The following is an 18,588-nucleotide window of genomic DNA, read 5'->3' on the forward strand; positions in this document are numbered from 1 at the left end:
GACTTACGCAGCGTTCAGACGTTCGGCGCTAACCGGCATTCCCATATGAAAGCCTTGGACGCGGTCAATGCGAAGATCCTTGAGCAGGGACAATTGTGCTGCCGTTTCGACCCCTTCCACCAGGATCGTATTCCCACGATTGCGGATTAGAGAGACCATGTCCTGAAGCATCGTCAACCCGCGTGGGTTGGAGCAGTCGTGCAGAAAGGTCCGATCGACCTTGACCGTCTGAAACTCGATCGCCCTCAGCCAAGAGAGGCCCGCGAAGCCGGAGCCGAAATCGTCAAGCCAAATTTCGACGCCGAGAGCCCGCAGATCCGCAATGCATTTCAGCACCTCGGACTGCATATCCATGTCCAGACCCTCGGTGACTTCCAAGGCCAGCCGCGACCCGCAGACCCCGCACCGAGCAAGAATGTCAGCGACACTCGCGGCAAAGCCGGGGGAGCGCAGTTGTATGGGCGACACGTTGACGCTGACGGTGGCCATCCGATCTGTCATCAGTATATCACGGCATGCCGTCTCGATCGCCCACTTACCCAATTCGAGGATAGCGCCGGTTCGTTCGGCAACCGGAATGAATGTCCTTGGCGAAACTGCGGTACCATCAGGCATCCTGAGGCGCATCAAAGCCTCGACGGCTCTTGCTCTCTCGTTCGTCAGGTCGAAGATCGGTTGGTAAACGAGCGAGACCAGCTTGCGGTCAATGGCGGCCGTCAGCAGCGGGACGAGTTTACCAGCGTTGTCGTCGGGCCGAGGCAACGAGGGATCAAACCTACGAATGCAATTTCGGCCACTCGCTTTTGCATTGTAGAGAGCAAGATCGGCTTCTCGCACTATCCGTTCAACTTTCTCTCCAACGTCCTCGCTGGTGAAAGCTACGCCAATGCTGACGGTTACGATTGGGCTATCATCTGGTCGCTCGTCATGAGCAATCGCGAGAAGCTCGACTTCCATCCTGATCTTCTCGGCGAGGCTCATCGCGATCGAGGGAGTTTCGGCCGGCATGACCACGATAAACTCCTCGCCGCCGTATCTGCCGATCATGCCACCCGACGACTCTACAACCGCCTTCAGCAGATTGGCGATGACAGCGAGGCATCGGTCCCCTTCCTGATGTCCGTAGCGATCATTGAAGCGTTTGAAAAAGTCGACATCGATGAGCAATACGACGAAGTCGCGGCCTTCGTCTTTCCAAGCAGCCCAGCATTCGTCGAGTCGCCGATCGAGCGCACGCCGGTTGCTTATCCCTGTCAGGTAGTCGGTATTTGAAAGCTCGAGCAGCGACCTTCCGCGCTCAGACGCTTCCCAGTGCTGATAGCGCGCCTCCGCCGCGTTCAGCAGCACGTTTCGACGCTCGACATTCAATCGCCAATTGATTGAAGACGTGAAGACAAAGCAGGAAATGTAGAACATCCCGAAGGCAAGCTTGTAGACTTGACTTGAAGGAAAATACGTCTCGATCGTCACGAAAAATGCGCAAAGCACGAAGCTGGAGGTGATCACCGACAGCCGAAACGAGAAACTGAAAAAGAGGTTGGCGCCCATCATGAAGATGGCGCCGAAAATCATATAGTAAGACATGGCAGCGACGTCACGGGTGCCAATCGCCGGGTAAAGCCAGCCCAAATAGCCCGCCAGCAGTGCCGCGGCGCATGTGATGTCGAGCCAGACGATTTTCGCTTTTGCAAGTCGCAAGGCTTCAAAAGCCAGCAGCGCCATCGCTGCAACGACGAATCGCGCGGCGATCGTCAAAGGCGCAACGTCGGGGATAAGCCACCGATCGGGAAGTGCGAAGGACACATAAACGGCCACCGCGATCCAGAGACCATGCCGTGAGCTTTGCCTTCTGACAGAATCATTTTCGGCTTCCAGAGACTTGCAAGCCTCGGCAAATGAAAAACTGTCGGTTGATTCATCGCGCCGCACAGTAGGGTGAGCCGCGCTCATGTAACGATGCCAGCCTGGCTACGATCTAACGAAGGTAAACTGTAAACCATGCTTCGGCGCCCTCCAGGATTTCGTTCCGCAACCTGCAACCGGTTTGTCTTATTATTTAACGTTCGTAGAGAATCGGGTTCCCACCCGCAACAGTAGAATTACCCTTATCCCGTGCAGATTCCAGTCGCATCCTATTTCGAGGTTGATTATGCTTAACGCTAGGTCAAAGGGGTCTCAAAATGGCACGAAGTCTTGTCTTGGATGGTGAAAGTCTTGTTGCGCCCGGTGAAATTCGTCAGGCAGCAAGGAGGTTTGCCGCGCCAAAGCCCGGCGACCTGATAGTTGCCAAAGCCGAGCTTGCCATCAGCCTTGACGTGTCGCTCCGTCAGTTCAATTCCGGCGTCGAGCCTGGTGCGATAATCGAGCGTCTCACCGAGGCCCTGCATCAGTTACGGCGTCGCTTTCATCCTGACGTGTGGGACGTCATCGTTCCGATCGCGCAATCTCATCCGGTTGCTCACTATCTACATCAAGATCCATTGACGCGCTGGTCGTTCGAAAAGCCGCGCGGCTATTCTGGCGACGCACGTCTTCTAGACTTCATCTACGGCAGGCCTGAGATCGATGACGCAGTCGCATCATCAAGCGACTTGGGACGTTCGATCTACGCCTATACTCGAAATGCTTCGTCATCCGTCGCGGTAAGGGAGCGTCGAGACATTCTGGCGCGCCGCGTCGACGAAATCGCTTCGGCTCGGCCTGGTTCCACCGAAGTTCTGGCCATCGCTTCGGGGCATCTTCGTGAAGGGCCTTTGTCGCGCGCGCTCGGCACCGGCGCGATCAAACGCTGGGTCGCTTTGGATCAGGACCCGATAAGCGTCGGAACCGTAGCCCGCGATTTCGCCGGTACGTCCGTCGAGGCGGTGAACGGGTCGGTCAAATCCGTGCTCGGTGGAAGGCATGCGCTGGGAACGTTCGATTTCGTCTACGCCGCAGGTCTCTACGACTATTTGCCGGACGCGGTGGCCGTGAAGCTGACCAGGAAGTGCGTCGGCATGCTTAAGCCTGGGGGCACATTCCTCTTCGCCAACTTCTCCCCGGAAACGGATGTTGATGGCTATATGGAGACATTCATGAACTGGGCGCTGCTGTTGCGGTCAGAACACGAGATGGGGTTGATTGCGGGTGAAAGCGTGACTGGGGCGGGTGTGAAGGTGTCTGTATGGTCCGGCTCAAATCGGAGCATTGTCTACTGCGAAATCGAAAGAACGTCCTAGGGTCGCCCTTTGGCCCGATACGCAACGGCGTTGGCGCCAAGCGGCACGGACGCTGCAGAAACGGCCTTACTGAAGGTTTGCTTGCTATTGCTTCCTAAGTCCCGCTGCGAGGTCTTTACAGCTAACATGTTAGTCTGCTAAACCTGATCCACCAGATGGGGAGGAATGATATTGCCATCAAAATTCGGGCTTTCTGTCGCCCTTGCCACGCCGTTTGACGGCAATAGCGATATCGCCCTCGATGCGATGATTGCGCAGGGGCAACGGTGCCTGGCTGCCGGCTGCGGCAGCGTCACATTGTTCGGGACGACGGGGGAGGGCTCATCCATCGGAAGCCGGGAACGCGAGCGCGTGGTCGCCGCCTTCCTCGATGCAGGGATCGCTGCAGAGGACATTATCGCCGGCGTGCTGGTCGACTCGGTGGAGGATGCGGCGACACAGGCGGGTCATGCCCTTTCGCTCGGAGCGAGGAATATCCTTCTGGCTCCGCCGTCCTATTTTAAAAACGTCGGCGATGATGGCGTCTTCCAGTGGTTTTCGGCGGTCTTCGCCATGCTGGGTGATCAGGCGCGGGACATCATCGTCTACAACATTCCCTCCATCACCATGGTTCCGCTGACGGTGTCGCTGATCGGCCGCTTGCGCACCGCCTTTCCGAACATTGTCACTGGCGTCAAGGATTCTTCCGGCGACTGGCCTTTCACGGAAAGCCTGCTCAAGACACACGGCGACCTCATCATCCTGATCGGCGATGAACGCCATCTCGCCAGGGGCGTTCGGCTTGGCGGCCAGGGCGCGATCTCCGGTATGGCGAATTTTGTACCCCGCGACGTCAAGCTGATGGCCGAAGACGGCAAGGACGACCCCCGCATCGAGGCATTCGTGGACGAGTTGCTCAAATATCCTGTTGTCCCAGCGGTGAAAGCCATGGTGGCACATCAGACATCGGATGAAATCTGGCTTGCGGTTCGTCCGCCGCTCGTTTCAATATCCGGGGAGGGGAAGGCCCAGCTCGCCCGCGCTTTCGACGATCTTTTCCAGTCGAAAGCCGCGTAGGTCGGACATGTTGCTGGAGGAGGCGATGGACGGAACGGACGAGCAGCCGACGCTGCGGGAAAAGGCTTATGCGAGTTTCACGCGCCACCTGCTTGCGCGTGACGTGCGTCCCGGCCAGTTCGTTTCGCAGCGCCGCCTCGTCGAATTGACGGGACTGACGCTTGGCGCCATCCGCGAGCTCATTCCCAGGCTTGAAGCCGAAGGGCTGATCAAGACGGTGCCGCAACGGGGCTTGCAGATCGCTCACATCGATTTGAACCTCATTCGCGAAGCCTTCCAACTGCGCGTGTTCCTGGAAAAGGAGGCCGTGGCGCTCTTCACCCGGTCGGCGTCGGACGAGACGATCGCCGGACTGTTGAAGCAGCATCGGGATATTGCCGAGGCCATCCGAAACGGCGATAGCTCGCACGAATTGGAGCTGCGTGCCCAGGCCGTCGATTGGGGCATGCACGATGCCTTTATCGATGCCCTGGAGAATACCATTATTTCGAACGCCTACCGCGTGAATTCGATCAAGATGCGCCTGATCAGCCAGGATCGCTTTCGCATCGACGGTCACGTCGGACCCGTCATGGGCGAGCATCTGAAAGTGCTCGAGGCGATCGAACGACGATCGGCGGAGGACGCCGTCAACAGCCTTGTCGCACATATCAATCATGCAAGGGATCGTGCGCTCAGGATATAATCGGGAATGAACAGCCGGGGATGAGGAGATCGCCGGCAAAAGGAGGAGGATCAACATGCCATCATTCTTCAATTCGACGCGGCGCGGTTTTCTAGCGGGCACGGCCGCTCTCGGGGCCAGCAGCGTGCTGGGCATGCGGCCGGCCGCCGCTGCCGTCGACTGGAAGCGCTTCGCCGGCACAACGCTCGAAGTCAACCTGGTCAAGAGCCCGCGCAGCGAAATCCTGACCAAGTACCTGCCCGAGTTCGAGGAACTCACCGGCATCAAGGTCAATGCCGAAGCAACGCCTGAACAACAGCAGCGCCAGAAGACGACCATAGAACTCAGCTCCGGGAAGCCGAGCTTCGACGTGGTGCACATGAGCTACCACGTTCAGAAACGGCAGTTCGAGAAAGGCGGCTGGCTTGCCGATATCAGCGGGTTTCTCAAGGACCCATCCCTAACCGACCCGTCGCTTACTGAAAGCGATTTTGCCGAAGCCGGCCTCGCCTTCGCCAAGGATGCGGATGGCGTCCTGCGTTCGCTGCCCTTCTCGGTCGATTACTGGATCATCTACTGGAACAAGACGCTGTTCGAGAAAAAGGGGCTTGCTTACCCCACGAACTTCGAAGAGCTGGCAAGCGCCGCAGAGGCGCTGACCGATCCTTCGACCAACACCTACGGCTTCGTCGCCCGCGGCCTGAAGAACGCCAATACGCCGGTCTGGACGACGTTGCTGCTCGGCTACGGATCGAGCCCGCTCGGACCGGACGGCAAGCTACGGACGACATCGCAGGAAGCGATCGATGCCGCCACGCTGTACCAGAGGCTGATGACCAAGACCGCCCCTCCCGGCGTCTCGGGCTTCAATTGGGCCGAGGCGCAGTCTGCCTTCCTGCAAGGCAAGATCGGCATGTGGCTGGATGGCGTCGGCTTTGCCCCGCCGATCGAGAACCCTGAAAAGTCGCGTGTCGTCGGCCAGGTCGGGTACGGTATCATGCCGAAAGGCCCGAAGGCGCAAGCAGCGGGAACCTTCGGCGACGGCCTTGGCGTCGTCGCGGCAAGCCAGAAAAAGGAAGCAGCCTACCTCTTCTGCCAATGGGCGATTTCGCACGACATGGGCGCGCGCCTGCTGCAGGCCGGCGCCGGTGTTCCTTTCCGTCAGTCCGTGCTTGAGGATGCGAAGGTCCGCGAAGGCGTCAAGATGCCGGCCGCATGGCTGGATGCGGTCGCCGGCTCCGGCAAGATTTCGCAGCTCGCGTTGCCGGTCATCATTCCGGTCACCGAGTTCCGCGACATCTATGGCGTCGGTCTGACCAACATGATCGGCGGCGCCGATCCGGCAACCGAGCTGAAGGCGGCGACGGCCCAATTCGAACCCGTCCTGGCGAAAAGCGAGGGATAATGGCGGCGAGCATTGAAACGGCCGCAGCGACCAAGGCCGCGCACAAAGGAAGGAGCAAACCGGATCGGTTTGCTCCGAACTACTGGCCCTTCGTCATCCCGGCGCTGATCGTCATATCAGCCGTCATCGTTTTTCCATGGGTGTTTACCCTGTGGATGAGCGTGAACAGCTGGACGCTCGGTCAATCGCAAGTCTTTGCAGGGCTGGACAATTATGCCCGCCTGGCGGTCGACTTGCGTTTCTGGGAGTCGCTCTGGCACACGATGCTTTATACGACGCTCTCCGTGGCAGCGCCCCTGTTTCTTGGGACGCTCGCCGCGCTGATCTTCGATGCCCAGTTTCCGTTCCGCGGTCTTTTACGCGGCATATTCGTGATGCCGATGATGGCGACGCCTGTCGCCATCGCGCTGGTGTGGACGATGATGTTCCATCCGCAGCTCGGGGTTCTCAATTACCTCCTGTCCTTTGTCGGCATTGGACCGCAGGAGTGGATTTATAACCAGAGCAGCGTCATCCCCTCGCTGGTTCTGGTCGAGACCTGGCAATGGACGCCGCTCGTCATGCTGATCGTGCTCGGCGGCCTGGCGGCGGTTCCGCGCGAACCCTATGAAAGTGCGGAGATCGACGGAGCCAATGTCTGGCAGAAGTTCCGCTATCTGACGCTGCCGATGATTGCGCCGTTCCTGATGATCGCCGTGATCATCCGCAGCATCGATGCCGTAAAGAGCTTCGACATCATCTACGCCATGACCCAGGGCGGCCCCGGCACGGCCTCGGAAACGATCAACATCTATCTCTACAACACGGCCTTCGCCTATTACGATATCGGTTACGGCTCGGCCATGGCGGTCATCTTCTTCATCCTGATCGTACTGCTGTCCTTCGTGCTTCTGATGGTCCGGCAGCGGGCGAACTGGTCGAACGGGGAGGGACGCTGATGAAGCGCAAGACGCTCGACCGCATCGGACTGCTGTTCGTCGCTCTGGTGATGATCTCGCCAGTCATCCTGTTTTTCCTCTGGATGATCTCGTTGTCGCTGAAATATGAAATCGACAATGGCGCCTATCCGCCGATCTTCATTCCGGAGCGTTTCGCCTGGACGAACTATCTGAAGGTTTTCGAGGAGAACAACTTCTTCCTCTATCTCTGGAATTCGCTGTTGGTAACAGGCAGCGCCACGCTTCTGGCGCTCTTGATCGGCGTGCCTGCCGGATATGGCATCGCCCGCCTGAAGGCGGAGAAGTCGGCGATGGTCATCATGATCGCGCGCATGACGCCGGGCCTGTCCTTCCTCATTCCGCTCTTTCTGCTGTTTCAGTGGCTGAACCTGCTTGGGACGCTGATGCCGCAGATCATCATCCACCTGGTGGTCACGGTGCCGATCGTCGTATGGATCATGATCGGCTATTTCGAGACGACGCCGATGGAGCTGGAGGAGGCCGCAAGCATCGACGGCGCGACGCCCTGGCAGGTTTTCCGCCTGGTCGCTCTGCCGATCGCGAGGCCGGGCATCGTCGTGGCCTTCATTCTGTCGGTCATCTTCTCGTGGAACAATTTCGTCTTCGGCATCGTGCTCGCCAGCCGCGAGACGCGCACACTTCCCGTTGCCGTCTACAATATGCTCTCCTTCGAGCAGGTCAGTTGGGGGCCGCTTGCAGCGGCGGCGTTGATCGTCACCTTGCCCGTCCTGATCTTGACCGTGTTCGCGCAACGGCAGATCGTGGCAGGGCTGACGGCCGGAGCGGTCAAGTGAGCGGGCGAGGCGGCCCTTGATGACTTCCTTCAGCCTCGACCGGCCGCCCGGTCCGGCGCGCCGCGTATTATGTGTCGGCGCGGCAGTTCTGGACACGCTGTTTCGCGTCCGAACTTTGCCCGCTGGCCAGGGCAAGATCCTGCCCTATGAGATGCTGCAGGTTGCCGAAGGCATGGCGTCGAGTGCAGCCTATGCCATCGTCCGGCTTGGCGGCGCTGCCAGCCTCTGGGGCGCGGTTGGCAACGATGCTGCCGGCGAACGCATCATTGCCGATCTTGGCAAGAGCGGCATCGTTACGAGCGACATGCTGCGTATCGACGGCGCCCGCTCGGCCATCTCGACGATCCTCATCGATGATCAGGGCGAACGCTTGATCGTGCCCTTCTACGACGCGCGGCTCCACGATACGGTCAGGCCGGTCAGCGCGCAGGAGATTTCTGCCTTCGATGCCGTGCTGGTCGACGTCCGCTGGCCGAAGCTGGCGCTGCGGACGCTGATCGCGGCCCGCGAAGCCGGCAAACCTGCTATTCTCGATGGCGATGTTGCTGGCGAGGGCGTTATCGAAATGCTCGCGCCGGCCGCCTCTCACATCATCTTTTCGCAGCCGGCCGCCGAGCGACTTGCCGGAACGGCAGATCTCGTGGAAAGCGTCGGCCTTCTGAAGCGGAAATTCGAACACGCCTTCATCAGCGTCACAGCCGGCGAAACAGGCTCCCTGTGGTTCGATGACCCAAGCGGCGATATCCGTCACCTTGCCGCCCCGAAGGTCAGAACGGTCGACACGCTTGCGGCGGGCGACATCTTCCACGGCGCTTTCGCGCTGGCGATCGCTGAAGGCCTGCCGATCGAAGAGACGATGCGCTTGTCGTCGATGGCGGCGGCGCTGAAATGCCGGGTGTTCGGCGGACGCACCGGCGCGCCCACACGAGCCGAGGTGTGCGATGCTCTACGGGATTGGAATCTCGGAGTTTCCCGGAAGGCGAGCGAAATCGCGTTCGATAGCTGAGGTCGAACGCTGCGTCGTCGCCAATGGCGCGATGCGCCTCGCCGCCGTACGAAGGGCCACCCCTTGCCAAATTTTGCCATGGCGGCTATTTTGGTCCCATGAGCACGATGAATATCTCGCTACCCGATCATCTGAAGCACTTCGTCGACCAGCAGGTGGCCGGCCGAGGATATGGCACGAGCAGCGAGTACGTGCGCGAACTGATCCGTCACGACAAGGATCGGCAGCAGTTGCGCAATCTTCTGCTTGAAGGCGCGTCAACCGAGGTGACCGAACCCGTTAATACCAGCTATTTCGATAGCTTGCGCGAACGCGCAACGAAACAAAGCGCCAAGTGACCGCGAAACCTGTCGTCCCCCGCCAGTCAGCTCGCGGGGATGTCGAGAATGCCGTGGATTATTACGCTCGCACGGCGGGAGCACAGATAGCGGTAGGTTTCATCGATGCACTGCAATCGACCTATACTTTGATCGCAGAGCATCCCGCATCGGGTTCATTGCGCTACGCATATGAACTCGGTCTGCCCGATCTGCGCTGCACGACGATCAAAGGCTTTCCCTATGTGGTCTTCTATCTTGAGCGGGCCGACCACGTCGATGTGTGGCGGCTTCTGCACGCCAAACAGGACATTCCGGCGTGGCTGCAGGATTCAGAGGCATCGGATTAGCGCGACGTATTTGTAATGCCCTTCTTCAAGGGATGTTCCATAAGCTATCTTACGCCACTTTTGCTATCAATACGGGCATATCACCTATTACTCCATTATAACATGCGGCACGAAGCGCGATAGATTGGCCGTTATCCGTGTCCGATCTTCGCGAACCGCAAGACCGCAGGCGCGATCACCGGCGACCCAGCTGCCGAGCACGGCGAAGCCGCCGTCGCTTTCGAAAAGCGGGGCGTAGGCCTGGATGATGAAACCTTCGTCGCCGTAATCGCCCGGAGCAGAAACCAGTTCCCGCCCCTGTCGAAATATCGTGACGTTCTCACCTTCTCGCGACAACAGCGGTTTGCGCACATAGTCGGTCAAGGTGGACGCCGCAGGGTCATCGGTGAAATAGCTCGGCAAAAGATTGGGGTGATTGGGATGGCGCTGCCAGAGCAAAGGCAGAAGCCCCTTGTTGGAAAGCACGGCCTTCCAGGCGGGCTCGACGAAAACATCGCCCGAGCGCGCGAGTTCGCGGGCAAACGGCTCGCGCAGCATGAATTCCCATGGATACAGCTTGAAGCAGCGGTCGATCACCCGATCCTTGAGATCGGTGTAGCGGCCCTCGGCATCGATGCCGATCTCGCGAATGTCGAGAAGCTCGACGCGATGGCCGGCCTGCACCGCACAGTCCATCAAATAGACCGTCGTGCCGCGATCCTCCTCGTTGTCGGTTATCGCAGCGAAGTGGAAGATCGGCTCCTTTGGAAACTGGTCGAACGCCTCGACAAGGCTCTCCTGCAGGAAATTATACTGGTCCGCTTCCTTCGGCAGAACACCCAAAGCGATCTGATCGGTCAGCCAGTTGAACTGGAAATAGGCGGTCTCGAATACGGAGGTGGGAGTATCGGCGTTGTATTCGAGCAGCTTAGCCGGGCCGCTGCCGTCGTAAGCAAGATCGAAACGGCCGTAAAGGTGCCGGTCGCGACGCTGCCAGGAGCGCTGTACCACATCGCGCAGGTCCTCCGGAATGGCCAGCCTGTCGAGCGACTCTTCGCTGCCGACGATATCACCGACCAGATCCATGCACATGTCATGCAGTTCCTGGCTCGGTTCTTCGATCTGCGCCTCGATTTCGTCGAGCGTGAACGTATAGGCGGCATCGTCGAGCCAGTAGGGCTCGCCATACATGACGTGAAATCCGAAGCCGACGGCGCGCGCCTTGTCACGCCAATCAGGACGCGCGGGAAGAGTGATGCGCTTCATGTCAGCCGCCGAAACTGAAGGACGAACGGCCACCGAAGCCCTGCCGGGCGACGGTGCGGGTATTGACATTGACCGGCTTGACGCTCTGGCGCGAGGGCGCAGTCACACTGTCCGCGCCGCCTGAGCGAACCGTCGTTGTCAGCGTCTGCCCCGAGCGATTGCGATAAATCGGCGTCGAACCGTAGTAGGAACCACTCGCCTCCTGGCGCCGGCGATAATCGGAATAGTCGCTGATGTTGTTCAGTGCCGAAGACAGCATGTAGCCTGCCAGGAACGGCGTAAAGAAGCTGCCGCTGCCGCCGGTATTGTTGGGGACGGCGTTGGCCTGCTGTTCCGTGCACTGGCCCTTGCCATATTCGGCTTCGCAGGCGGCCATGCCGTCGAAACGCGGCGCGGCGGCAAGGTGGGCCCGCATCGCATCCTGATAGCCGGCTTGGCAGACCTGCCGGTCCATGCCGGATGCCACGCATTGGTCGACGGAGGTGAACATAACCTCCGAAGGCGTCTGATCGCCGCAACCGGATAGCGCCAGGGTCGAGGCAGCGATAGTGCCAAGGGCCAGGAAAGGTCGTCTATGCCCGCTCTTACGTCTGCGCATCGTTCCCTCCCCTCAATAGGTCATGCAGGCGGCGTTGAGAATACCGATGACCAGCGCGATGCCGCCGCCCCAGATGCCTGCGGCGATATTGTCGGCAGTGATCTTCTCATGCAGATCCCTCATGGTGAAATTCGCAATATAGAAAGCGAGGATCTGCGCCAGAATGCCGACCACCGCCCATATGATATAGTCGACGATGCTGACCGAATTGGCCGCGGCCGAAGCCAGAGGCAGACTGAAACCGACAAGCGCTCCCAAAAATGCCGTGACCGCGGCAAGATTGCCTGCGCGAATGAGCTGGACTTCCTTTTGCGGTGTCAGGAATGTGTAGATCACCGCGAAAACAGCGTATGCGGCTAGACCGACGGCGAAATAGCCAAGGAAGGCAGGCAGGCCCGCCACGTAATCGAGCATCGATAAATTCCTCCGTTAAAATTGATAGGGTCCATCAGACGCGGCGAACATCGGCTGGAGCCAGACCGTAACCGATCAGAAATTCCACTGAACTGCCCGCCTGGCTCTGGCCGAGGTCGAGGTCGCGCTCGACGTTGATCAGAAGCATTTCGCGCGTCGAGCCAAGTGGGCGGTAATACAACATGCAGGTCTGGTGAATGGAGCGCTGCGCTTCGCCGTCGTCGACCTTTTCAATAAATTCCACCAGTTGGGCGCGTTCCGGGCCGTCGCCCCAGAATCGGTTATAGAGGATCCCGTCGGCATCATAGGATGGCTGGCCGATCAGGCCGGCCGGACCGGTCCAGCGGCGCCATTCGCTCTGACCGGCCGGCACGACACTGTCCCACGGCTGATAAAAGCTGATATCGTCGATCGCGTCACCCGGCTTGCCCGAGGCCGACATCACCTGAATCATCCGGTTCTCTTCATCGTAGTAGCGCGACAGAACCGTGCCGGCATCGAGCGAAACCTCACCGTAGCCGGCAATGATGAACGGCCCGCTCCGTGGCAGCGGCATGGCCGGCTCGCCGCCAAGAGCATCGGCTTCAAGGGAGAGGAAATCGATCTCGAACGCCCCACCGATGGCCGCGCTTAAGGGGCCCAGCTCTTTGGGCAGAGGCTTTTCATTCTTATTTCCACCGAACCAGCCGATCATGTTTCGTCTCCCATTCTAGCCCAGACGATGGCAGCGGGATCTAGCCGCATTCCGCTGATGTAGTAAAGAGTCTCCCCGCCGTGCATCGGCGTCTCGTCTCGGCAATTCAGATCGGTCATGCCTTGGCTCAGCATGCCCACCAGTGTCACGTTGTACCGACGCTTGAGCCTTAAAAACACGTCGCCATAGAGCAGTGGCGTTTGCAAAGGTGGTACCGGCAGGGAAAAGGCCGTGTCGGAGGAGGCGGCCGACAGCAGTCGTGCGGCGATTTCCGAGGAGCCCGGGTCACGCGCTGAACGCGACAGAAGCTCCTCGGCGAGCGAGCCCACCGCCTCGACGCGCGGCCGCAGCTGTTTGACCATCTGTGCCGTGTGGTCATCGGCGAAATAGGCCACGATATGGGCATTGGGCGCGTGATCCTCGGCAATCAGGACTGCGGCCAGCGTCTCGTCGTCATTAGCGCCGCGCGCGATGATGGGGCGTGCCTGGGCCACGCCGGCCCGCACCAGTGCATCGGCATCGGCAAGCCGATCGGTTCTGATATAGTCGGTGCAGTCGCTGGCGGGGTTCTCCGGCAGATCCTTGGCGACCAGAACGCTCATCGGCTCGTTGGCTTGGCGTTCGGAATGCAGCAGCCGCATCGTCTGGTATGTCTGCCCCTCTTGCCAGCCCAGAACAATGATATGGCCGGCGCGTTCGCTGTAATCACCCAATCCGCGCATGCGATTCCTCCAGATCGTACCGATAGCTGTCAACAACTTGCCAAGAACTGCAGTAAAGATGGCAATGCCACCGGGAAGAACGACCAGGACGGTGATGATCCGGCCGGGCGCCGACTTTGGAGAAAGATCGCCATAGCCGACAGTCGTTGCGGTGACCATATAGTAGTAAAGGAAGTCGACGGGGTTGCCGACGAGATCGCCCTCGCCTGCCAACATAAAGAGCAGGTAAGACGCGACCAGATGGAGAACGAGGACAAGAAAAAGCGCTGACCAGGCCAATTCGCCGAGCGAAAGATATATACGCCGCAAAAATGAAGCGATAAATGGCAAGCGATTCCCCCGTTGCTAACGTGCACCCTACCGAAATTTATTTCGCGCACCAGACCTTTAAGTTGTAAACCGACTACCCAGATATTTTTGACGCTCTAACCGATGGAGGACTTTTTTGGAGACCTGGAACCTCACCACTTTAACGCGCCTGTTCGCCGCGGATCCGGAGGCGCTCGGCGATGTTGACGTAGCCGTACCCGAACACGGGGACGTCTTGTGCGTAACGCTGAAGGAAAGAGGCGATCTTGACGTTTTCGTCACGGTGAGCGGCGAGCGCGACATCCTCGTCAGCGTTGTTCTAGTGCCCTGCAAGGAGGTGCCCAAGCGAGAGGCCTTCGAACGCATGGTTCTGAAGACGCACAAGTTCGTGCCGCTTTCCAGTTTCGGCATCACCACGATCGACGGTGAGGAATGGTACGAATTGTTTGGCTCGCTTTCAGCACGCTCGCCGGCCGAGACCGTCGTGGAGGAAGTCGCAATTCTGGCTGCCAATGCCGTCGATGCAGCGCATATGATTGAAGAATGGAAAAGCGGGGAGATTGCAGCGTGAGCACCTGGGGAAAAATTTTTACCGCCATTCGCGGCGGCATCAACGAGGCAGCAGAAGCAGCCGCCGACAGCCAATCCATGCGCATTCTCGACCAGGAAATTCGCGACGCCGAACAGTCGCTGCGCCGGGCGCGATCCGATCTCGCCGGCATTATGGCATCGAACAAGAGCGTCATGCGCCGGCTTGAAGAAAACCGAGCGAAGGAAACCAAGGATACCGACAGCGCCCGCGCTGCGATCTCCGCGGGCCGTACGGATCTCGCGCAGGGTCTGGCGCAGCGCATTGCCAATAGTCGCGCCGAAGTGCAGCGAGACCAGGAAGAGCTCGATCGGCTGCTGCCCCGCCAGCAGCAGATGCTGCGCACGATTCAGGAAACTGAGTCGCGCATCGCGCAGATGAAGCGCGAGGTGGAGAACGTCAAAGCCAATGAGTCGCTCTTGCGCGCCCAATCGGCGATCGCCCATAACCAGTCGGGCATCAACAACCGTCTCGGCAGCGCCGTGGAAAGTCTCGAACGCATCAAGAAACGCCAGGAAATCACCGCCGGACGCATCGAAGCCGGGGCTGAACTGGCCGCACTGGAAAACGGCAGCGATCTCGACCGCCAGCTGCGTGAGGCCGGCATCGGCAGTTCGAGCCAGTCGGCCGATGACGTCCTTGCACAGCTGATGGCTCCGACACGCTCGACCGAGCCAGTCTTGCTGCCCGCCCCTGCCGGCAACAAGGACCGATAATTCCCGGAGCGGCCGCCCTGTCGAGATATTTATTCCCGAAGACCGAGCGGCCGCACGTTGAACTTCGGTAGATCTCGCGAAGGCGAAGATCTATTTGCGTCGCGGGGGCGCCGATCTCGCGGCTATCGGCGGCCGACGGCTGTTGCCTGCGACCAGACAACCATCCACTCTCCGTCGCGGTGTTCATAAGTATCTGTATGCCAATACTCCCCGGGCGGCACGGCGTGCCCGTTGAAGATGACTTCGAGGCGCGCACGATAACGTATCACCGCAGCGGAGCCATTGAGGCGGACCGCAATGTCACTTGGCTCCCAAGCCCGATACTCGATGTGTCCGGCTTCGATAGCGCCTAGATATTCCTCGCGCGAGAGGGCTACACCGATTGGCGTGATCAATTGAAAATCATCGGCGTGAAGAGGCCTGGCCGCGGCCATATCGGCCGCGACCAGTGCACGCAGCCGGGTGCGCTCGATTTCACGGATGTGGTCTGCTGCAGTTTGACCATTGCTTGTCATTTTCATCTCCTGGATGCATTTGCTCTTCGCCGCGCAGATCAATTTTGACGACCGGCGGTCACCAGGCCGTTGTCGATCAGGCTCTGACCGCAGGCGCGGATAGTTTCCTCCTCAGGGCGCGGCTGCCATTGCAACATCGTTTCTGCCTTGGCGGTGTTGATGCGCAGGTCCCGTCCAAGCTCATGAACGATCATCCGAGCGTCGGCATCGATGAGTCAGAATTCGGACGACCCAGTTCGGAAGTTCTGCGGATGGCAATTGTGATGCGTAATCTGGAAAGGATTGGGCTAGAACGCGCGCAAGGTCTTTCATCCAGAAGACGCCTCCTCCAACCATGAATCTGTGTCCGGCAGCTTCAGGCTGGATCATCGCGCGGACATGGGCAAGGGCGACATCGCGAACATCCGCGATTGCACAGCCGTAACGCGGGAGCCTCGTGAATCTGCCGCTCATCAAATGTTTGATCAGTCCAACCGACGTGCCGCAGTCATTGCCCATTAAAGGGCCAAGGATGAGGCCTGGATTTATCACGGCGAGAGGAAGATCGTTTTGTTCGGCGAACGCCCATGCGGCGCGTTCGGCCAATGTCTTGGATTGGTAGTAAGCGGTTGCCCGTTTGCTCTCAGTGTCGGTCCAGTCCGTCTCGCTGAATGGAGCGCGCCACCATGGTTGGTGGCCGCGATGGATGAGGTAAGGACGACCCTTTGCACTTTCCGCGAATGGGCGGCGCGCAATACGCGGAGAGTACCCTCCCGCGCTGTCCGGATGAGCCCTGCCGCGTCGCGCACCGCGCCGCTTGGAAACGGAGACGCCGTATGGATGACGTAGTCGCAGCCCTCAATCGCCTTCGTCCAGCAGAGATCTTGGTCGAGGTCGGCTTCGACGAAGCTCAGACTTTTAGCGAAAGGCTGAAAGCGCGAGCCGATTTCCGGCGCTGAACGCATCGCCCGCATGCTTCCCCGAACGCGATAACCTTGTTGCAGCAACTGCAGCGCCACGTGCCCGCCCAGGAAACCACTGATACCTGTGACAAGGACCGTGGTGTCCTTCGGTAGTTGCGTCCGATTCATCGTCCTGCTCCTTAGCGATGGTCAGATAGACAATTGGACTCAATTTGTCTATCTGACTTTTGACGCCTCAGACAAGCAGTGTCAATGTGTCCATATGAAAAATGAAGATCGCAAATCAGCTCATATTCTGGATTCCGCGCTCCCAGTGTTCGCCCGGTACGGCTTTCAGAAAACCACCATGGCGGATATTGCGCGCGCGGCAGGGATATCGCGCGCTTCGCTCTATCTTGCTTTCAACAGCAAGGAAGAACTGTTTCGGGCCGGTTCCGCCCGTGCGCACCGATTGACAATGGCCGAGGTGGAAGCGGTCCTTAATCGGACGGGCGATGTGATCGATCGTATCGCGGCTGCCATCTCCGCCTTCCAGGAAGGGTTGATCGCCCCGTTCGGCAACAGCGAAAATGCCAAGGAACTGTTCGAAACGAACATGGAGCTCGCCGAGGACATAACGATTGCCGCCCGATCGAAGCTCATCGCGCTGTTGTCAGGGGCCCTGGGGGAAGCCCTAGAGCGGGGGGAAATCGATCTGGTAGCATCAGGAGGCCGACCTGCTGACCTCGCTGCGCTTATTGCGGCTGCGATGGATGGCATCAAGCATAATTTCCGCGCCGGTGGACCATCGGATGAATCCATGCGGCTGTTGATGCGGATTTTGCAATTGGCGCTCATGCCGGAAAGCAGGAGATGACCGACCGGCATCGCCGCGGCAGCTTTGCCGCAGAAATTAGCAGACGCCGGCCGCGAGATCGAAGTCCATAAGGCCAAGGTGGCTATTTGCGTCGGACGCACAAACATTTCCTTCGGATCGCCCTCCCCGCAGACGACCCTGGTTCATGAAGATGACGCGGGATTTCGGTATGAACCCGAGCTTTTGCAGCGATGCCCCCCAATTGACTTGAACGCAATGCGTTCGAATGGTGATCACCAAGCGACGCGCATCTCCTACCTTGCGCTTGCGGCCAAACCACGCTAATCGGCGTCTGTAATGTTATTACATGACATATCGAGCACGAGCCGTGCCGGCCAATCGAAAGGTTTCAGTGAATGAAGAAGGCGATCACAACACTCAGCTACGCCCTGGCTGTATCCGCAACGTTGACTTTTGCGGGAACGGCAGGCGCCCAGACATCTTCGGGGAACAATCACGGCCACAGCCATTCCCACGATAAGAAGGGGTCGGTACATGATGGGTATTTCGATGACGATCAGGTAAAGGCGCGTGAACTGTCGGACTGGGAAGGCGATTGGCAGTCGGTCTACCCCTATCTTGTCGACGGAACCTTGGATCCGGTGTTGGCCGACAAGGCGAAACATGGCGACAAGAGCGGCGGGGAATATCGTGCCTACTATGACAGGGGATACAAGACCAACGTCGGCCGGATCGTCATCAACGGAAAGAAGGTTACGTTTTTCCGCGGCAAGGACTCCGTGACCGGAGACTACGAGACTGATGGGCACGAAATCCTCACCTACAAGAAGGGCAATCGAGGCGTTCGTTTCATCTTCAGGAAAAGCGCCGGTGACGACGCCGCACCTCGGTTCATTCAGTTCAGCGACCACATCGTCGCCCCCGAGAAGGCCGACCACTACCATCTTTACTGGGGCAATGACCGCGCCGCGCTGTTGAACGAGGTCACCAACTGGCCGACCTACTACCCCGCGAACCTGAACGGCAAGCAGATCGCCGAGGAGATGCTGGCCCACTGACGAGCCGAAGCGACCGCACGTTGCCGGATCGGGGGCGCGCAGAGCGCCCTCGCTCTTGTCTTGGCTCGGAGCGCGAGCATCAGGCAACCTCCTGCCGGGCGTGTCGAGGAACCTTTGGCAATCACCAAAGTTTGGTTTTTGCCGCCGCCAGCGCGGATGCCTTCGGCGAAGAGCGCGTCAAAACGCCGGTGTGAACAGTTGCAACGGCTCCTCGCTTTCTCTCGCCGCGGCAATCGATGA

22 protein-coding genes and 1 pseudogene are annotated in these 18,588 nt (G+C 59.2%); 13 read left to right on the forward strand and 10 right to left on the reverse strand.

Annotation, left to right across the window (positions count from 1 at the left end; genetic code table 11):
• Positions 1 to 3: 3 nt before the first annotated feature.
• Positions 4 to 1,950, reverse strand: coding sequence for a putative bifunctional diguanylate cyclase/phosphodiesterase (locus PYR71_RS23250; RefSeq protein ID WP_275621003.1), 1,947 nt, complete (start codon positions 1,948 to 1,950; stop codon positions 4 to 6).
• A gap of 230 nt (positions 1,951 to 2,180) precedes the next feature.
• On the opposite strand from PYR71_RS23250, the gene PYR71_RS23255 reads away from it, so the two are divergent.
• The 9 genes from PYR71_RS23255 (at position 2,181) to PYR71_RS23295 (ending at position 9,769) form a co-directional block, all read left to right on the forward strand.
• Positions 2,181 to 3,218 carry a class I SAM-dependent methyltransferase gene (locus PYR71_RS23255; RefSeq protein WP_275621004.1) on the forward strand — a complete coding sequence of 346 codons (1,038 nt, stop codon included), beginning with the start codon at positions 2,181 to 2,183 and terminating at the stop codon, positions 3,216 to 3,218.
• Positions 3,219 to 3,389: 171 nt separating this feature from the next.
• Positions 3,390 to 4,274, forward strand: a complete 885-nt coding sequence (locus PYR71_RS23260) for a dihydrodipicolinate synthase family protein (RefSeq protein WP_275621005.1) — start codon at positions 3,390 to 3,392, stop codon at positions 4,272 to 4,274.
• A 7-nt stretch (positions 4,275 to 4,281) separates the two neighbouring features.
• Positions 4,282 to 4,959 (forward strand): GntR family transcriptional regulator, encoded by a 678-nt coding sequence (locus PYR71_RS23265; RefSeq protein WP_275621006.1) that lies wholly within the window; start codon positions 4,282 to 4,284, stop codon positions 4,957 to 4,959.
• Positions 4,960 to 5,014: 55 nt separating this feature from the next.
• Positions 5,015 to 6,343 carry an ABC transporter substrate-binding protein gene (locus PYR71_RS23270; RefSeq protein ID WP_275621007.1) on the forward strand — a complete coding sequence of 443 codons (1,329 nt, stop codon included), beginning with the start codon at positions 5,015 to 5,017 and terminating at the stop codon, positions 6,341 to 6,343.
• Complete coding sequence (locus PYR71_RS23275) at positions 6,340 to 7,281, forward strand: carbohydrate ABC transporter permease (protein ID WP_183934831.1); 942 nt, start codon at positions 6,340 to 6,342, stop codon at positions 7,279 to 7,281. The genes PYR71_RS23270 and PYR71_RS23275 overlap by 4 nt, the downstream gene beginning before the upstream one ends.
• Positions 7,281 to 8,096 carry a carbohydrate ABC transporter permease gene (locus PYR71_RS23280; protein ID WP_183934617.1) on the forward strand — a complete coding sequence of 272 codons (816 nt, stop codon included), beginning with the start codon at positions 7,281 to 7,283 and terminating at the stop codon, positions 8,094 to 8,096. The genes PYR71_RS23275 and PYR71_RS23280 overlap by 1 nt, the downstream gene beginning before the upstream one ends.
• Before the next feature lie 19 nt (positions 8,097 to 8,115).
• On the forward strand, positions 8,116 to 9,102 hold the full coding sequence (locus PYR71_RS23285) for a sugar kinase (RefSeq protein ID WP_275621008.1): 987 nt from the start codon (positions 8,116 to 8,118) through the stop codon (positions 9,100 to 9,102).
• Positions 9,103 to 9,200: 98 nt separating this feature from the next.
• Positions 9,201 to 9,440, forward strand: a complete 240-nt coding sequence (locus tag PYR71_RS23290; protein ID WP_183934619.1) for a type II toxin-antitoxin system ParD family antitoxin — start codon at positions 9,201 to 9,203, stop codon at positions 9,438 to 9,440.
• Positions 9,437 to 9,769: a type II toxin-antitoxin system RelE/ParE family toxin gene (locus tag PYR71_RS23295; RefSeq protein ID WP_275621009.1), complete on the forward strand. Its 333-nt coding sequence runs from the start codon at positions 9,437 to 9,439 to the stop codon at positions 9,767 to 9,769. Before PYR71_RS23290 ends, PYR71_RS23295 begins: the two co-directional genes overlap by 4 nt.
• An 87-nt stretch (positions 9,770 to 9,856) precedes the next feature.
• Here the strand turns inward: PYR71_RS23295 and PYR71_RS23300 are convergent, their stop codons facing one another.
• From PYR71_RS23300 to PYR71_RS23320, 5 genes are read right to left on the reverse strand one after another with little or no spacing between them, the layout of a single operon-like run.
• Positions 9,857 to 11,014, reverse strand: coding sequence for a glutathionylspermidine synthase family protein (locus tag PYR71_RS23300; protein WP_275621010.1), 1,158 nt, complete (start codon positions 11,012 to 11,014; stop codon positions 9,857 to 9,859).
• Between the two features lies 1 nt (position 11,015).
• Entirely contained in the window at positions 11,016 to 11,612 is a 597-nt protein-coding gene (locus tag PYR71_RS23305) for a DUF1190 domain-containing protein (protein WP_275621011.1), read from the reverse strand.
• A gap of 12 nt (positions 11,613 to 11,624) precedes the next feature.
• On the reverse strand, positions 11,625 to 12,026 hold the full coding sequence (locus PYR71_RS23310) for a DUF350 domain-containing protein (protein ID WP_183934623.1): 402 nt from the start codon (positions 12,024 to 12,026) through the stop codon (positions 11,625 to 11,627).
• A gap of 34 nt (positions 12,027 to 12,060) precedes the next feature.
• Complete coding sequence (locus PYR71_RS23315) at positions 12,061 to 12,720, reverse strand: YjfK family protein (protein WP_275621012.1); 660 nt, start codon at positions 12,718 to 12,720, stop codon at positions 12,061 to 12,063.
• Positions 12,717 to 13,772: an ion channel gene (locus tag PYR71_RS23320; protein ID WP_275621013.1), complete on the reverse strand. Its 1,056-nt coding sequence runs from the start codon at positions 13,770 to 13,772 to the stop codon at positions 12,717 to 12,719. Before PYR71_RS23320 ends, PYR71_RS23315 begins: the two co-directional genes overlap by 4 nt.
• A gap of 115 nt (positions 13,773 to 13,887) precedes the next feature.
• Here PYR71_RS23320 and PYR71_RS23325 point away from each other — a divergent pair, with 115 nt between their 5' ends.
• Both PYR71_RS23325 and PYR71_RS23330 read left to right on the forward strand, forming a co-directional pair.
• Positions 13,888 to 14,322, forward strand: a complete 435-nt coding sequence (locus PYR71_RS23325; protein WP_183934626.1) for a YjfI family protein — start codon at positions 13,888 to 13,890, stop codon at positions 14,320 to 14,322.
• Positions 14,319 to 15,056: a PspA/IM30 family protein gene (locus PYR71_RS23330; protein WP_275621014.1), complete on the forward strand. Its 738-nt coding sequence runs from the start codon at positions 14,319 to 14,321 to the stop codon at positions 15,054 to 15,056. The genes PYR71_RS23325 and PYR71_RS23330 overlap by 4 nt, the downstream gene beginning before the upstream one ends.
• A gap of 122 nt (positions 15,057 to 15,178) precedes the next feature.
• Here PYR71_RS23330 and PYR71_RS23335 read toward each other — a convergent pair whose 3' ends face one another.
• The 4 genes and pseudogenes from PYR71_RS23335 to PYR71_RS23350 form a co-directional block, all read right to left on the reverse strand.
• Positions 15,179 to 15,571 (reverse strand): nuclear transport factor 2 family protein, encoded by a 393-nt coding sequence (locus tag PYR71_RS23335; protein ID WP_246720413.1) that lies wholly within the window; start codon positions 15,569 to 15,571, stop codon positions 15,179 to 15,181.
• A gap of 38 nt (positions 15,572 to 15,609) precedes the next feature.
• A complete protein-coding gene (locus PYR71_RS23340; RefSeq protein WP_275621015.1) occupies positions 15,610 to 15,765 on the reverse strand; it encodes a hypothetical protein in 156 nt (51 codons plus the stop codon).
• Positions 15,752 to 16,306, reverse strand: coding sequence for an NAD-dependent epimerase/dehydratase family protein (locus tag PYR71_RS23345; RefSeq protein ID WP_323115736.1), 555 nt, complete (start codon positions 16,304 to 16,306; stop codon positions 15,752 to 15,754). Before PYR71_RS23345 ends, PYR71_RS23340 begins: the two co-directional genes overlap by 14 nt.
• A pseudogene (locus PYR71_RS23350) lies at positions 16,234 to 16,641 on the reverse strand (NAD-dependent epimerase/dehydratase family protein); the annotation flags it as partial. The pseudogene PYR71_RS23350 and the gene PYR71_RS23345, both read right to left, overlap by 73 nt.
• Positions 16,642 to 16,735: 94 nt before the next feature.
• On the opposite strand from PYR71_RS23350, the gene PYR71_RS23355 reads away from it, so the two are divergent.
• Both PYR71_RS23355 and PYR71_RS23360 read left to right on the forward strand, forming a co-directional pair.
• Positions 16,736 to 17,329 (forward strand): TetR/AcrR family transcriptional regulator, encoded by a 594-nt coding sequence (locus PYR71_RS23355; RefSeq protein WP_275621016.1) that lies wholly within the window; start codon positions 16,736 to 16,738, stop codon positions 17,327 to 17,329.
• A gap of 356 nt (positions 17,330 to 17,685) precedes the next feature.
• Positions 17,686 to 18,348 (forward strand): ZinT family metal-binding protein, encoded by a 663-nt coding sequence (locus PYR71_RS23360; RefSeq protein ID WP_275621017.1) that lies wholly within the window; start codon positions 17,686 to 17,688, stop codon positions 18,346 to 18,348.
• Positions 18,349 to 18,588 lie beyond the last annotated feature (240 nt).

Origin of the sequence: Rhizobium mulingense, from assembly GCF_029194105.1 — a bacterium.
Taxonomy (GTDB): Bacteria; Pseudomonadota; Alphaproteobacteria; order Rhizobiales; family Rhizobiaceae; genus Rhizobium; species Rhizobium mulingense.

What these genes read in the sequence shown, in the direction of transcription:
- PYR71_RS23300 (WP_275621010.1), bottom strand. Translation starts at nt 11,014, where the DNA reads ATGAAGCGCATCACTCTTCCCGCGCGTCCTGATTGGCGTGACAAGGCG.
- PYR71_RS23310 (WP_183934623.1), bottom strand. Translation starts at nt 12,026, where the DNA reads ATGCTCGATTACGTGGCGGGCCTGCCTGCCTTCCTTGGCTATTTCGCC.
- PYR71_RS23265 (WP_275621006.1), top strand. Translation starts at nt 4,282, where the DNA reads ATGTTGCTGGAGGAGGCGATGGACGGAACGGACGAGCAGCCGACGCTG.
- PYR71_RS23335 (WP_246720413.1), bottom strand. Translation starts at nt 15,571, where the DNA reads ATGACAAGCAATGGTCAAACTGCAGCAGACCACATCCGTGAAATCGAG.
- PYR71_RS23285 (WP_275621008.1), top strand. Translation starts at nt 8,116, where the DNA reads ATGACTTCCTTCAGCCTCGACCGGCCGCCCGGTCCGGCGCGCCGCGTA.
- PYR71_RS23270 (WP_275621007.1), top strand. Translation starts at nt 5,015, where the DNA reads ATGCCATCATTCTTCAATTCGACGCGGCGCGGTTTTCTAGCGGGCACG.
- PYR71_RS23305 (WP_275621011.1), bottom strand. Translation starts at nt 11,612, where the DNA reads ATGCGCAGACGTAAGAGCGGGCATAGACGACCTTTCCTGGCCCTTGGC.
- PYR71_RS23255 (WP_275621004.1), top strand. Translation starts at nt 2,181, where the DNA reads ATGGCACGAAGTCTTGTCTTGGATGGTGAAAGTCTTGTTGCGCCCGGT.
- PYR71_RS23355 (WP_275621016.1), top strand. Translation starts at nt 16,736, where the DNA reads ATGAAAAATGAAGATCGCAAATCAGCTCATATTCTGGATTCCGCGCTC.
- PYR71_RS23340 (WP_275621015.1), bottom strand. Translation starts at nt 15,765, where the DNA reads ATGATCGTTCATGAGCTTGGACGGGACCTGCGCATCAACACCGCCAAG.
- PYR71_RS23290 (WP_183934619.1), top strand. Translation starts at nt 9,201, where the DNA reads ATGAGCACGATGAATATCTCGCTACCCGATCATCTGAAGCACTTCGTC.
- PYR71_RS23315 (WP_275621012.1), bottom strand. Translation starts at nt 12,720, where the DNA reads ATGATCGGCTGGTTCGGTGGAAATAAGAATGAAAAGCCTCTGCCCAAA.
- PYR71_RS23360 (WP_275621017.1), top strand. Translation starts at nt 17,686, where the DNA reads ATGAAGAAGGCGATCACAACACTCAGCTACGCCCTGGCTGTATCCGCA.
- PYR71_RS23250 (WP_275621003.1), bottom strand. Translation starts at nt 1,950, where the DNA reads ATGAGCGCGGCTCACCCTACTGTGCGGCGCGATGAATCAACCGACAGT.
- PYR71_RS23280 (WP_183934617.1), top strand. Translation starts at nt 7,281, where the DNA reads ATGAAGCGCAAGACGCTCGACCGCATCGGACTGCTGTTCGTCGCTCTG.